We start from the raw sequence: 12626 nt of genomic DNA, 5'->3' as shown, positions 1-12626 counted from the left end.
ATCTATCATAACGTTAATGGCCAATGTTGCCAAACAGCAAAAACCAGCGGAGAAGTTCCGCTGGCCATACGAGCAGTTTGTGGTTTTAAAGCAGAAGATGGGCCATGAGCACAATAATCGGCAATGTAATGATCGTGCGAACTAAAAAGAGCAACACACAATCGAAAAAGCTGACAGGAATTTTGGAAGCGATTAAAACGCCCCCTGTTTCCGACATATAAATGAGCTGCGAGACAGACAGTGTGCCGATCACGAACAATGTAAATTCATTGGTGATGCCAAACGGTTCTGCAAGGACTGTCGGCAACAGCATATCTGCAAAGCCAACTAAAATCGTTTTGCTTGCCTCGGCAGCCTGGGGCACGTTCATCCATTCAAGGAGTGGAATAAAAGGCACAGCCAGCCATTCAAACAGTGGCGTGTAGGTTGCCACTGCAGCTGCGAGCGTTCCAATCGTCATGACGACAGGCAATACACCAAACCAGAGGTCCAACACATTTTTGAAACCGTTTTTTGCGTTATTGCCACTTTTGGCGCTCGTTTCAGCCCTGCTGACTGCTTCGTAAAAACCGTGCTTCCAGACGCCTTTCACTTTTGGCTCCCGTTTTCCTGGAGAGCCATCAATATACGTGTCTTTTTTCCGAGAAAGCGGCGGAATTCGCGGCGTGATAATCGCTGCAAGAAAACCAGCAACAAACAAGGTTAAGAAAAACTGCCAAAACAAATGGCTAATGCCTAGTTGCGATAAAATATAAATGCTAAAGGTAATCGAAACAACAGAGAATGCCGAAGCGACAATTGCTGCTTCCCTTTGCGTATACTTCCCAGACTCGTACTGTTGGTTCGAGAGCATGACGCCTACTGTTCCATCGCCAATCCAAGAAGCAATACAGTCAATCGAGGCACGCCCAGGCAAGCGGAATAACGGGCGCATTAAGTTTTTCAACAACGAGCCGACAAACTCCATCAAACCGAAGTTAAGCAAAAGCGGCAACAGCATGCCAGCAAATAAAAAGATGGTAAACAAAAACGGCAATAGATCGTTCAACAATACTTGGCCGGTGTCGCCGGAAATTAGGAACTGGGGCCCGATTTGGACGTACACCATCACTCCTAAAATAGCTCCGACAACACGAATGACGATCCACCCAGGAGTGGTTGCAAAAACGCCTTCCCAAAGTGTGTTAATCTCGCTGCCTCTCTTTTTCACGGAAAAAACAACCGATAACAACGCAGAAATGACCATCGCTATGACCGTGATTAAAATAATCGTGTCTACCGTAAGAAGCGCCATTAGCCAATCAGCGGCAAGGGCTACGGGCAGCTTGACACTCGTTTCGCCTTCTTCGACCACCGTAAAAGGAGTCATAAACAACACAATGCCAATCAGAGATGGCAGTACAAACAGCAGTGTATTTTTTACATTTACTTTCGTTCCCATAAAAGGACCTCCGAAATGGATAAGAATAAGATAACATGAATCATTATACACAACTATCCCTCTCCAGGCTATTACATTTTTTACAGGAGGTCTATCTCAGTAAAGGGAAATCATTTCCAAAAGCGCCACTGCTTTTAAGGACGCCCATGCTTTAGTATAATGGAAAGCACGGACAAGGAAGGAGAGAGAAAAATGGAACGTTATAAAGCATTAACAATTGCTGGCTCAGATACAAGCGGTGGTGCCGGCATCCAAGCGGACTTGAAGACATTTCAAGAACTTGGCGTTTATGGCATGAATGCCTTGACGACTATTGTTGCGCAAAATCCGTTTGAAAACTGGGCCCATGAAGTATTCCCCCAAGATGCCAAACTCGTCGGCAAACAAATAGACACAGTGTTAAAAGGCATTGGCGCTGATGCGGTTAAAACAGGAATGCTTGGATCGATTGAAATCATTGAACTTGTTGCCAACAAAATTGAAGAGTATGGCGTTAACAAGGTTGTTGTCGATCCAGTGATGGTTTGCAAAGGCGCAGATGAAGCGCTCAATCCAGAAACGGATGCATGCCTGCGCGATGTCCTCGTACCAAAAGCATTTGTCGTTACGCCAAACTTGTTTGAAGCCACGCAGCTTTCTGGGCAACGTATTGAAACACTCGACGATGTCAAACGTGCAGCGCAAACGATTCACCAACTAGGCGCAGACCATGTTGTCATTAAGGGTGGAAGCAAGCTTAACCACCCGCAAGCAGTTGATGTTTGGTATGATGGCCAGTCTTTCACATTGCTTGAAAATCCAGAAATCGATACGACCTATACCCACGGAGCAGGCTGCACGTTTGCCGCAGCCATCACTGCTATGCTTGCAAAAGGCAAATCGGTTGAGGAAGCGATCCACACAGCGAAAGACTTTGTCACTGCCGCGATCAAGCACGGCAGCAGACTCAACGAATACGTCGGTTCCGTTGCCCACGGCGCCTACCGCCACGAAAAACAAAACTAACCAGTCTCAACAAAATCATTCAGACTGATAGAAAGCGCTTGTCAGACGAGGAGTGCAGCCGAGGAAAGATGCAAATAGAACGTGGGTTCATGAGCAGCGGTTTTCTTGCGCATGATACGACAGTTTCAAGCATATGAGTGAGGCAAACGACGACGTACGCGAGCGTTTGCCTACAGTCTGGAAGCAGGGCTCCATCCCTGCTTCTTTTTTTCGCCTCTTAACTCGGCACTGCTGCTGCTTTTCCCCCATGGTGAAGCCACTGCGCCATCGCTTCAATATCTTTGGCAAATACTCGGTCAGCCGTAATCGTTGGTACAACTCGGCGCGCCTCTACAAAAAAGGCTTTTGTGGCTGGAGCCATCGCCGCTATGCCTCGATATTCAACAGCTTGCAGCGCGCAAATCGCTTCAATTGCGCATATGCGGCGTACATTTTCGACAATCTGCAAAGCATGGCGGGCGGCAATGGTCCCCATGCTGACATGGTCTTCTTGATTGGCCGAGGATGGAATGGAGTCAACGCTTGCTGGATGCGCCAACGTTTTATTTTCTGAGACAAGGGAGGCTGCAACATACTGCATGATCATCGCCCCTGACTGGAGCCCAGGAGCCGGGCTTAAAAATGGCGGCAAATCATTCAGCTGTGGATTGACGAGTCGTTCGACGCGCCGCTCTGCAATATTGCCAAGCTCCGCCATCGCAATGCAAAGAAAGTCCATCGCAAACGCAATCGGCTCGCCATGAAAGTTACCGCCAGAAATCACTTTCTCCCCTTCATCAAACAAAAGAGGATTGTCTGTCGCGGCATTCATTTCAATAAGCAACTTATCCTTTACATAGCCGAGCGCTTGCCAAACGGCGCCGTGAACTTGGGGGATGCAGCGAAGGGAATAGGCATCTTGAACCCGTTTCTCCCCTTGTTTAGTCGTTAATTTACTCCCTTGCAAAAGATGCCGCATCCGTGCAGCAACGTCTATTTGTTCTTGGTAGCCTCTAGCAACATGAACGGCTTGATCGAAAGCATCTATAATGCCTTGAAGCCCTTCCATCGTCACCGCAGCAATCTGCTCCCCTTGATACGCCAATTTTTCTGCTTCTAAGTAAGCGACAACCCCGACGGCTGTCATCGCTTGTGTGCCGTTTATGAGGGCTAACCCTTCTTTCGCTTGCAGCGTAAGAGGTTGAATACCGAGTTTAGCAAAGCACGATGCAGTACTCATACACTCGCCGCGATAACGGACTTCTCCCTCTCCGATTAACACAAGGGCTAAATGGGATAATGGCGCCAAGTCGCCGCTCGCCCCGAGCGACCCTTGTGAAGGAATACACGGATATACATCTTTATTGATCAACTCGAGCAGCATTTCCACAACTTCTAATCGGACGCCGGAGAACCCTTTTGCGAGTGCATTAGCCCGCAGCACCATCATTGCCTGGGAAATTTCATCGGAAAAATAACCGCCTACCCCACATGCATGGGATAAGATTAAGTTTCGTTGAAGCTCTTCAGTATCGGCAGCAGCAATTTGAACGTCACTGAACTTTCCAAACCCCGTATTGATGCCATATACGGTTCGTCCGTCTTGGACGATCTTTTCAACAGCCCGACGGCTTGCTTCAATCTCGTTAATGCACGATTGGCTTAAGCCTACCTTCACCCCTTTGTACAAAATCGCTTCCATGTCATCCAGCGTCAACGAACGCCCTGTTAAAATAACCATATCTTCACCCCTCTATTAGACTAAAGGCCACAAAAAAGAGGCTGCCGCTTTGAAATCCGGTGATTTCAAAAAGCGGCAGCCTCTGTGCCCTACATGACAGGCTAGGCGATGTATGGAATTGAGCCTCTGTGGCATCGCCATAAGATCCTCTCCAAAAGTTCCGACTATTAGGATACAGTTTATGCTTACATGGTCCAATTGTCAATGGTAGAAAATAGCGTGCTTCGGATGGTAACTGAAATGCTTCACCATAAGTCGACAGACTAAAAAAGATATTGCAAGACCATCATGGTGAACACCCCCGATAAAACAGTGGCTAATAAGCTACGGGAAATGATCGCTACTAAAAAAGTCGGTATAATGGCGTAAATGTTTAAATTATACAACGAAAAGGATATATTCCCCTCTTGATTAATGAAGATTTCTTGACCTAGTAATGCAGCAATAATCGCTATAGGCACGTAATCAAGCCATTTTAATAACCACGCTGGTAACTCCATTCTAGTAAGGACAACTAATGGAAGGACTCGTGGGATAAAGGTAACAAGTGCTGTGGCTATAATGACCAATAAAATATACGAATTTATTTCCATTGTTTTATCACCATCCCAATAGTCGTCGCAATTAACGTTGCAATAATGACCGACCAGCTTCCTGGGATCAAGTAATGAACACCAATCACCAATGCAATTGCAAGCAAGGCAACGGTTAAATCAATGGCATATTTCGAACGACTGATCATTTGCAATACTAATAAACCCGCGAACATGGCAGGCAAAGCAAAGTCGATTCCTAATGCGCTTATATCCGTGACCAGTTCACCAAATAGCCCTCCTAGCACATTTGCTAATACCCAATTGATATAAGCTGTTATATTTAGCCCAAGCATCCAATAAAACCGGTTTCCGTTCATATTTGGTAAACGGTTTGCTGCTACGCCAAATGTTTCGTCTGTTACTTGTGCACCAATCAATATATTCTTCCCGATAGAAAGATTCTTTAAATAAGGTGCTAAAGCAGCAGTCATTAACAAATGGCGAATGTTTATAAAGAAAATCGTAATCGCAATGGCAATGACTGAAAAGGAAGCTCCGATCATGCTTGCAGCAATAAATTGTGCAGAACCAGCATAGAGAAATAACGACATTAATGTAATTTCAAGTACACTTAAACCTGCCGTTTTTGCAACGACACCCGCAGCAAAACCAATGCTTAAATAACCTAACAATGTAGGTACACACGCATAGACGCCATCCATAAATGCTGCTTTTTTTTCTGTAGACTGCCAAGGATTTTCTTTTGTTTCCGCCTTCATTTTTTGTTCTCCACTTCCTCCACCTGTTAATTGTTATATGTTACAATTCATTTAAACTAATTTTAGAATAAGACTGTATAACAGTAAATAAACACACATAACAGATGGAGGTGTTTTTTTGAAAATAGAAATAAATCGGCATTCTGACATACCGATTGCCCAACAAATTCAAGAGAACATCGCTGACCGGATTCGCTCCAACTTGCTCGAAGAAGGAAGCAAGTTACCATCTGTCCGTAAACTAGCAGAACAAACTGGGGTAAGTCTTATGACTGCAAACAAAGCTTATAACCATTTAGAGAAACAAGGGTTGATCGAAAAAGTCCAAGGAAAAGGGACTTTTGTCCGAAAAAATAGCGGGGCAAGCAAAACGGAAAACGAAAAAAAGCTGCTATCTTATGATTGGCAATTAACGGTTACTGATTACTTGCCACGTGCTCAGTACATGCAATTTAATACAGGGAAAGAAAAAATCCAGTTTTCCTCCTCTAAGATATGGCCCAACTTACTTCCGAACCGTTACCTCATAAAAGAAACAATAAGAATCCTTTCTGAGGAACCTTATATACTTTCTACTTATGGAGAAGGACGAGGAGACATCACACTAAGGAAAGAAATGTCAGCTTATTTAAAACATTTAAAGATAGCGATTGAACCAGACGATATTGTCATTACGAATGGGGTGCAACAAGGCATTGATATTGTTGCCCGTAGTTTTGTTGGCCCAGGAGACATTGTGGTTACCGAGACTCCTACTTACTCGGCGGCAATTGACGTATTCAGAGGCAGAGGGGCATCGATTGTATCGATTCCAGTCGACGAGAACGGAATGAGAGTGGATTTACTGCCATCATTGAAAAATAAACCAAAGGTGATTTATACAATCCCCTCTTTTCAAAATCCAACTGGAACATTGCTCAGTAAAAAGCGACGGCAACTACTGCTTGATTTTGCGCAATCAAACGAGATTATTGTGATCGAAGACGATTCTTGGAGTGAAATTTATTTTGACGGTAAACCCCCGCTGCCAATAAAAAGCCTAGATGAGTATGGTCATGTGATTTATTTGAAAGGATTAAGCAAAACACTGTCCCCAGGATGTCGAATTGGGGTGATGGCTACTTCAGGTACGAATTTGAACAGAATCATAGCCGCCAAAACCATTAGCGATTTAGGTACTCCTTTGTTAAACCAAAAGGCGGTACTGTCTTTTTTACGTTCGAATCGAATGAAAGAGCATGTAAAAAAGCTGCGGATCGCTTTAAAATTAAGAAGGGATCGTGTTATCGACCTTCTCACTGTATATGCCCCGAAGGAAGTAACGTGGATTGTCCCAAAAGGAGGAGTCAATATTTGGATATCGCTGCCCCCTTGGGTCGATACCAATGAAATGCTGTTTGAAGCAAAGAAATTTGGCATCTCCTTTCTCCCTGGATCTGCTTGCTACCCTAAAGAACCTGCCATGAATCATCTGCGGTTGTGTTTTGCTGCTGTAGAGGATCAATTATTAGAAACTGGCATCAAGACACTTTGTAAAATTTTTACGACTTTTATTGAAGAACGACATGAAGAATCAAACATGCCTCTTGTTTAACCAAGTCATTCTGTAGACTTTCAGTCACCGAATGGCTTTTTTTGCCGTGTATCCAGTAGCAAACATGCTAAAAAGGAACGTTTTTTAACTGTTATACATCAAACTATACTGTTATACCTAATAAATACTAGAATGATAGAAGATAGAACTATATGACATTTTGATAAATTAGTAATAGTCTACCTGAGCTAAAACAACTTAACTGAAAATGGAGGACAACGCGTTGGCTAACTTAGAGATCGCTATTTCCGATGAAGTGCTCAAAAGCTACCCAGACGTAACCATTTCTGGATTGGCGGTAAAAGGGATTGATACAAAAACAGACAAATCGGAGGAACTCGAAAGGTACATGAATCATGCCGTTTATCAGCATGAAGACACAGATGACTCGTTAGCAAAGAGTGAGATACAAAACTGGAGATCTATTTACAGTGATATGGGAGTTAAACCGAGCAAAGTATTGTGTTCATTTGAAAGTTTATATAAAAGAGTCTCTAAAGGAAAAAAGGTGTTCGGTATCAATAAGTTGGTAGATGCCTACAATGCTGTATCTTTAAAGCATTGTTTGTGCATGGGAGGATATGATCTCGACCAAATTACCGGAAGTATTTCTTTAAGGTATGGGAGAAAAGGCGAAGAAATGCTTCCTATAGGCGGTGATAAACCTATACGAATAGATGAAAAAGTGGTTGCCTATTCAGATGCAGGATCAATCTTATGTGTCTATTGGAACCACCGGGATGCTGATCATACTCAAATTACGGACAAGACCAAAAATGTTGTCTTTTTTGTTGACCAAATACAAGGGGGCGATAACAGAGCAAAATTGGCATTAACAGATTTATCCAAACTAATAAGTGATTTTTCTAATAACGACGTTACAATCGATTTCTTCAGTTTGGATAAACAAAAGCCGGTGTACCAACTTTAACCGTTTACGATGCGATCTACTATATCCCAAAGTTGAAAAGGAGCTAAAGATCATGAAACCTATCGCTACTGGAATAGAAACAAACAAAACTCGTTTAGGATTTCAAACAGCCTGTACACACGGAGGGGATCATTGGAATAAATCAGGCCATTTAAGTCCCCCTATTTGTCAGTCCACTGCTTTCGAATTCCCGACTACTTCAGAAGGTGCGGTTCGTGCAGCAGACATTAAGGCAGATGAATTTTATGGAAGGTGGGGGAGCAGGAATGAACGTGAGTTAGAAGCTTTGATCGCTGCACTAGAAGAAGCAGACGATGCGCTTTGTGCTTCTTCTGGATTAGGTGCTATCTCCATGATTACACATGCGTTTTTAAATCCAGGAGATCATTTTATCGCTGTTCATAACTGTTACTCTGAAACGAAAATATTACATGAGTCTTTAGCAGAGCAATTATCTGTTAATGTCACGTTTATTGATTCTAGTGACATCAATAACTACAAACAGGCGATTCAACCGAATACAAAGTTAGTTTTTGCTGAAACCCCAGCCAACCCCACTTTAAGTTTAGTAGATATTTCTAAAGTAGCTGCACTCGTTCATGAACAAAGCGACGCAGTCTTTGTAGTCGATTCAACATTTGCTACACCTTATAATCAAAAACCGCTGAAGCATGGGGCGGATATCGTTGTCCATTCTGCCACAAAATATTTAGGTGGGCATTCTGATGTTGTAGCGGGTGTATGTGCTGGTTCAACGGAGTTGATCGATAAAGTTCGCCATAAATATTCCTTCCATGGTCCGCACCTAGACCCTTTTGGAGCGTGGCTGCTATGTAGAGGTATTCGAACTCTTGGGCTAAGGATGGAAAAGCATAACGAAAACGCGTTGAAATTAGCTCAATTTCTAGAGACACACCCGAAAATTAGACAAGTGTTTTATCCATTTTCTGAAAGCCATCCTCAATACAAACTAGCTACTAAACAAATGACTGGCGGCGGTGGCATGATTTGTTTTGAACTTAAAGATGGTATGGATGGCGGGCTTGGCTTGATTTCAAACGTGAAACTAAACAAGATGGCTGTCAGTTTAGGCGGGTATGCGAGCACCATTACCCATCCAGCGTCGATGACGCATAATTTATTGCCGAGAGAAGAACGTGAAAAAGGCGGCATTACAGATGGCATGATAAGGTTTTCTGTCGGAATTGAAGAATATGAAGATATAAGAGACGACTTATCCCAAGCGCTTGATAAAATATAAGGCATTGACGACACGCATGTGAAATTGGCAGTGAGAGGAGGAAAAGGAATGGAACACAAATTGGAAAAAGCTACTTTTTCAAAAGATATTAAAGATCGAGTGAGAGCCCTCCAGGAACGAGATAACTGGCGGAATTTGTTCACAATTGCTTTTGACTGGCTTGTCATTATTGGAGCGATTGCGTTAGTTCGAACATTTCCTATGTGGTGGGTGTATTTAATATCTATAGCCATCATAGGAAGTAGAATGAGGGCATTTGACAATCTTATGCATGAGGCTAGCCATTTTCAATTATTTAAGAATAGAATAATGAATAAATGGATTGCCTGTTTTTTTGTAGCTTTTCCGGTGTTTACTTCGTTTACTGCCTACTGTCAATCCCATTATTTGCATCATCGTCATTTATGGCATGAGCAAAAAGATCCAGATACGAAACGATATGCGTTAATGGGGTTAGATAAACCACAAGACGACATTCGGACATTTGTCCTTAGACATGTTTTAAAACCGTTAACGTTAATCCACGTCCCTAAATACATTTACGGGACCATTAAAGTTAATATTTTGACAAAAGAAGAACCACTCTCGGAAAAAGTCGCGAAGTTTTTATTTTGGCCAGTTATCGTGCTATTAAGTGTGGTATTTGATTTTTGGTTAGAGCTTTTCCTATTTTGGTTTATTCCTTTATTGACCACATTTCAGATTATACGCTACTGGGCGGAAATGGCTGAACATTCAGGTTTAAAAAACACGCATGAGCTGTATTCAAGCAGAAACACGTTTGGGAACCCAATCCAACGTTTCTTTCTCCATCCTCATCACGACAATTATCATTTGGTTCATCATCTCTTTCCAGCGGTTCCCCATTATCGTTTAAAAAAAGCGCACACGATCCTAATGGAGAATGAGAGCTATAGAGAAGCGCATCATTGTACCGGTTTCTTTAAATCATTTTTACCGGGTTTCTATAGTGTCATTCAGGATATTTGCGGATTACGTTTCCGAGAAAATCGGCCAACTAAAAAAGCAGAATGAGCGTACTATAAATTGGACGTTAGTGGCTCAGTAAGTCGACAAGATCACCTACGCTTAAACTGCCTCGCTGGACAAGCAGACAATAGACATAAAAGCGCTCGCGAAAAAGATGTTATTGAGGAATGGAACGATATGTTTCATTCCTTATTCTATTGTTATTATTGATATATAGAAGTAGACGTCTTCCACTTTACATCCTTTCTCAGTACGTGAAATCCCTCTGTGCGGCTTCTTACTATATGTTTCAGCAATCGATTGGACACAAAAATCCCGCACCACTGCTTGCGTGGTGCGGGATTGATTTGGAATGAGCCCATTGCTCCCCTATTGGCAAATTAAAACTTGCTTTGGTAAGAGGCAACTTCCCAAGGATGCACACTCGTACGGAAGTCATCCCATTCGCTGCGTTTTAATTCAATGTATTCTTCAAACGCATGATCGCCAAGAGTTTTACGGCCAATGGCCCCTGTTTCAAAACGATTAATCGCATCTTCAAGGCTTGTAGGTAAGTTCTCAATCGCCCGCTCCTTAATTTCCGCGGAAGACATGCTGAAAATATCCGCATCTACAGACGCTGGGCATTCGATTTCGTTCTCAACGCCGTCCAATCCAGCAGAGGCGATAACCGCAAAAGCAAGATAAGGGTTTGCGGACGGATCTGGACAACGGATTTCCACACGAGTGCCAGGGCCCCTCGTAGCCGGGATGCGGACAAGCGCCGAACGGTTGGAAGCAGACCAAGCAATGTAACATGGTGCTTCGTAGCCTGGAACAAGGCGTTTGTATGAGTTAACAAGTGGATTTGTTATTGCCACAAAGTCTTTGACGTTGTCAAGCAAGCCCGCGATAAAGTGATAGGCCGTCTTGGAAAGCGCATTTTTATCGTCTTCATTGTAGAAACTGTTTTCTTGCTTTTCGATATCGAACAACGACATATTGACGTGCATGCCGTTTCCGTTTGCTCCGCCAAGTGGTTTTGGCATGAATGTAGCGTGGAGGCCAAATTGTTTCGCAACTGTTTTTACAACCCATTTATACGTCGTTGCTGCATCGGCAGACCCTAATGCATCCGAATATTTAAAATTAATTTCATGCTGACCGACTGCCACTTCATGGTGAGAAGCTTCAATCGTGAAGCCCATCATCCGCAGTGCTTTGTAAATAGCGAGGCGCACTTTTTCACCGTCGTCTTTTGGAGAAGGTTCAAAATAGCCACCAGCGTCTTGAGTGCGCATCGTCGGTTCGCCATGTTCATCCGTGTCGAAAAGGAAAAACTCAAGCTCTGGGCCTACGCTAATCGAGTAGCCTTTGTCGGCTGCACGCTTAACCGTTTTTTTTAAAATGTTCCGTGGATCGCCCTCAAAATCAGAGCCATCAGGATTTTTCACGCTGCATAAAAAACGTGCTTCTGAGTAGCCTTCTTCTTCCGTCCAAGGAAGAACGGCAAACGTCGTCAAGTCGGGGGACAAGTACAAGTCTGATTGGTTAATTGGCGTAAAACCTGTAATCGAAGAACCGTCAAACATGGTTTTGCCGTTCACAGCTTGATCCAATTGCTCTGCCGTAATCGTCACATGTTTGAGCATGCCTTCAAGATCAACAAACTGCATATGAAGCAGCTCGACATTTTTCTTTTCAATCGTTTCCCGGATCGTCTCAATTAAGCTTTCGCGAGTTGGCGCTTGTGTCGTCATCTCTAACACTCCCCTAAAGTAGATGAACAGTTCATCTTTTTCTTGTTTTCTACTTTATGACGACACTACCCTTTATGCAATCGATTTGTCAGATTATCTGACACACTAATATTCAGATAATAATGGCAAAACCATCCAAATTGGATGGTTTTGCTGTCAGCTCAACTCTGGCTGTTTTGGTTTGCGCACAAGCGCCATAATTCCAGCAATAATATACAACAGCATTGGCAAGAATGGGATAATGAATGCAAGCGTAAAGGCGGCCATGATCGCATAAAGAAGTGTAGACCCTAAAAACAAAATGCTTGCCACCACGGGCTTTTTGCCAACAAGGACAACAGCAACAATCCCTGCAACTCCCGCTATAAAGGAAGCAAGCGTGTACATCCCGAAATTGAGGTCTTCAAAAAACGCAGACGTCGCAGCAGCATCTTCTTCGCTGACTGTAGGCGGGTTTTCTTGCCCTTCCCATAGCTCACTATCTTCATTGGCCATTTCCATAAAAAAGTCTTCATAAAAGCCTTGGCCTTGGAGTACCGTAGCGCCTCCTAAAAACAATGTTCCGAGCATAAACAACACTATTCCGATAATGCCAAGAACACGTTCGCCAGTTCGTTTCACCATGTTTGA

General features: G+C 43.3%; 11 protein-coding genes. 5 read left to right on the top strand and 6 right to left on the bottom strand.

Features of this window, described 5'->3' with window-relative positions; genetic code table 11:
* Positions 1–85: 85 nt before the first annotated feature.
* On the bottom strand, positions 86–1441 hold the full coding sequence (locus tag BC8716_RS07605) for a YjiH family protein (RefSeq protein WP_216924237.1): 1356 nt from the start codon (positions 1439–1441) through the stop codon (positions 86–88).
* Between the two features lie 192 nt (positions 1442–1633).
* Here BC8716_RS07605 and pdxK point away from each other — a divergent pair, with 192 nt between their 5' ends.
* Complete coding sequence (gene pdxK / locus BC8716_RS07600; protein WP_063608971.1) at positions 1634–2446, top strand: pyridoxine/pyridoxal/pyridoxamine kinase; 813 nt, start codon at positions 1634–1636, stop codon at positions 2444–2446.
* A gap of 217 nt (positions 2447–2663) precedes the next feature.
* Here the strand turns inward: pdxK and hutH are convergent, their stop codons facing one another.
* The 3 genes from hutH to BC8716_RS07585 form a co-directional block, all read right to left on the bottom strand.
* Entirely contained in the window at positions 2664–4166 is a 1503-nt protein-coding gene (gene hutH, locus BC8716_RS07595) for a histidine ammonia-lyase (protein WP_094424572.1), read from the bottom strand.
* Between the two features lie 263 nt (positions 4167–4429).
* Positions 4430–4759 (bottom strand): AzlD domain-containing protein, encoded by a 330-nt coding sequence (locus BC8716_RS07590; protein ID WP_094424571.1) that lies wholly within the window; start codon positions 4757–4759, stop codon positions 4430–4432.
* Positions 4750–5481, bottom strand: coding sequence for an AzlC family ABC transporter permease (locus BC8716_RS07585; RefSeq protein WP_094424570.1), 732 nt, complete (start codon positions 5479–5481; stop codon positions 4750–4752). Before BC8716_RS07585 ends, BC8716_RS07590 begins: the two co-directional genes overlap by 10 nt.
* Before the next feature lie 118 nt (positions 5482–5599).
* Here BC8716_RS07585 and pdxR point away from each other — a divergent pair, with 118 nt between their 5' ends.
* The 4 genes from pdxR (at position 5600) to BC8716_RS07565 (ending at position 10302) form a co-directional block, all read left to right on the top strand.
* Complete coding sequence (gene pdxR, locus BC8716_RS07580) at positions 5600–7075, top strand: MocR-like pyridoxine biosynthesis transcription factor PdxR (protein WP_094424569.1); 1476 nt, start codon at positions 5600–5602, stop codon at positions 7073–7075.
* 223 nt (positions 7076–7298) lie between these two features.
* Positions 7299–8006 (top strand): B3/B4 domain-containing protein, encoded by a 708-nt coding sequence (locus tag BC8716_RS07575; RefSeq protein WP_157730372.1) that lies wholly within the window; start codon positions 7299–7301, stop codon positions 8004–8006.
* A gap of 52 nt (positions 8007–8058) precedes the next feature.
* Positions 8059–9267, top strand: a complete 1209-nt coding sequence (locus tag BC8716_RS07570) for a trans-sulfuration enzyme family protein (RefSeq protein ID WP_094424567.1) — start codon at positions 8059–8061, stop codon at positions 9265–9267.
* A gap of 48 nt (positions 9268–9315) precedes the next feature.
* The gene (locus tag BC8716_RS07565) at positions 9316–10302 is read left to right on the top strand and encodes a fatty acid desaturase family protein (RefSeq protein WP_094424566.1); all 987 of its coding nucleotides are present in this window, start codon (positions 9316–9318) and stop codon (positions 10300–10302) included.
* A 335-nt stretch (positions 10303–10637) separates the two neighbouring features.
* Here the strand turns inward: BC8716_RS07565 and glnA are convergent, their stop codons facing one another.
* On the bottom strand, positions 10638–11996 hold the full coding sequence (glnA, locus tag BC8716_RS07560) for a type I glutamate--ammonia ligase (protein ID WP_011248774.1): 1359 nt from the start codon (positions 11994–11996) through the stop codon (positions 10638–10640).
* 156 nt (positions 11997–12152) lie between these two features.
* A complete protein-coding gene (locus tag BC8716_RS07555; RefSeq protein ID WP_094424565.1) occupies positions 12153–12620 on the bottom strand; it encodes a DUF4064 domain-containing protein in 468 nt (155 codons plus the stop codon).
* Positions 12621–12626: the final 6 nt, after the last annotated feature.

Origin of the sequence: Shouchella clausii (assembly GCF_002250115.1) — a bacterium.
In the GTDB taxonomy this organism is placed as follows: domain Bacteria; phylum Bacillota; class Bacilli; order Bacillales; family Bacillaceae_D; genus Shouchella; species Shouchella clausii.
Note: the sequence above shows the minus strand (reverse complement) of the source record. Positions and strands in the feature narration are given on the sequence as shown.

Coding starts and splice junctions, on each gene's coding strand:
- BC8716_RS07605 (WP_216924237.1), bottom strand. CDS start 1,441: ATGGGAACGAAAGTAAATGTAAAAAATACACTGCTGTTTGTACTGCCA.
- pdxK (WP_063608971.1), top strand. CDS start 1,634: ATGGAACGTTATAAAGCATTAACAATTGCTGGCTCAGATACAAGCGGT.
- hutH (WP_094424572.1), bottom strand. CDS start 4,166: ATGGTTATTTTAACAGGGCGTTCGTTGACGCTGGATGACATGGAAGCG.
- BC8716_RS07590 (WP_094424571.1), bottom strand. CDS start 4,759: ATGGAAATAAATTCGTATATTTTATTGGTCATTATAGCCACAGCACTT.
- BC8716_RS07585 (WP_094424570.1), bottom strand. CDS start 5,481: ATGAAGGCGGAAACAAAAGAAAATCCTTGGCAGTCTACAGAAAAAAAA.
- BC8716_RS07570 (WP_094424567.1), top strand. CDS start 8,059: ATGAAACCTATCGCTACTGGAATAGAAACAAACAAAACTCGTTTAGGA.
- BC8716_RS07565 (WP_094424566.1), top strand. CDS start 9,316: ATGGAACACAAATTGGAAAAAGCTACTTTTTCAAAAGATATTAAAGAT.
- glnA (WP_011248774.1), bottom strand. CDS start 11,996: ATGACGACACAAGCGCCAACTCGCGAAAGCTTAATTGAGACGATCCGG.
- BC8716_RS07555 (WP_094424565.1), bottom strand. CDS start 12,620: ATGGTGAAACGAACTGGCGAACGTGTTCTTGGCATTATCGGAATAGTG.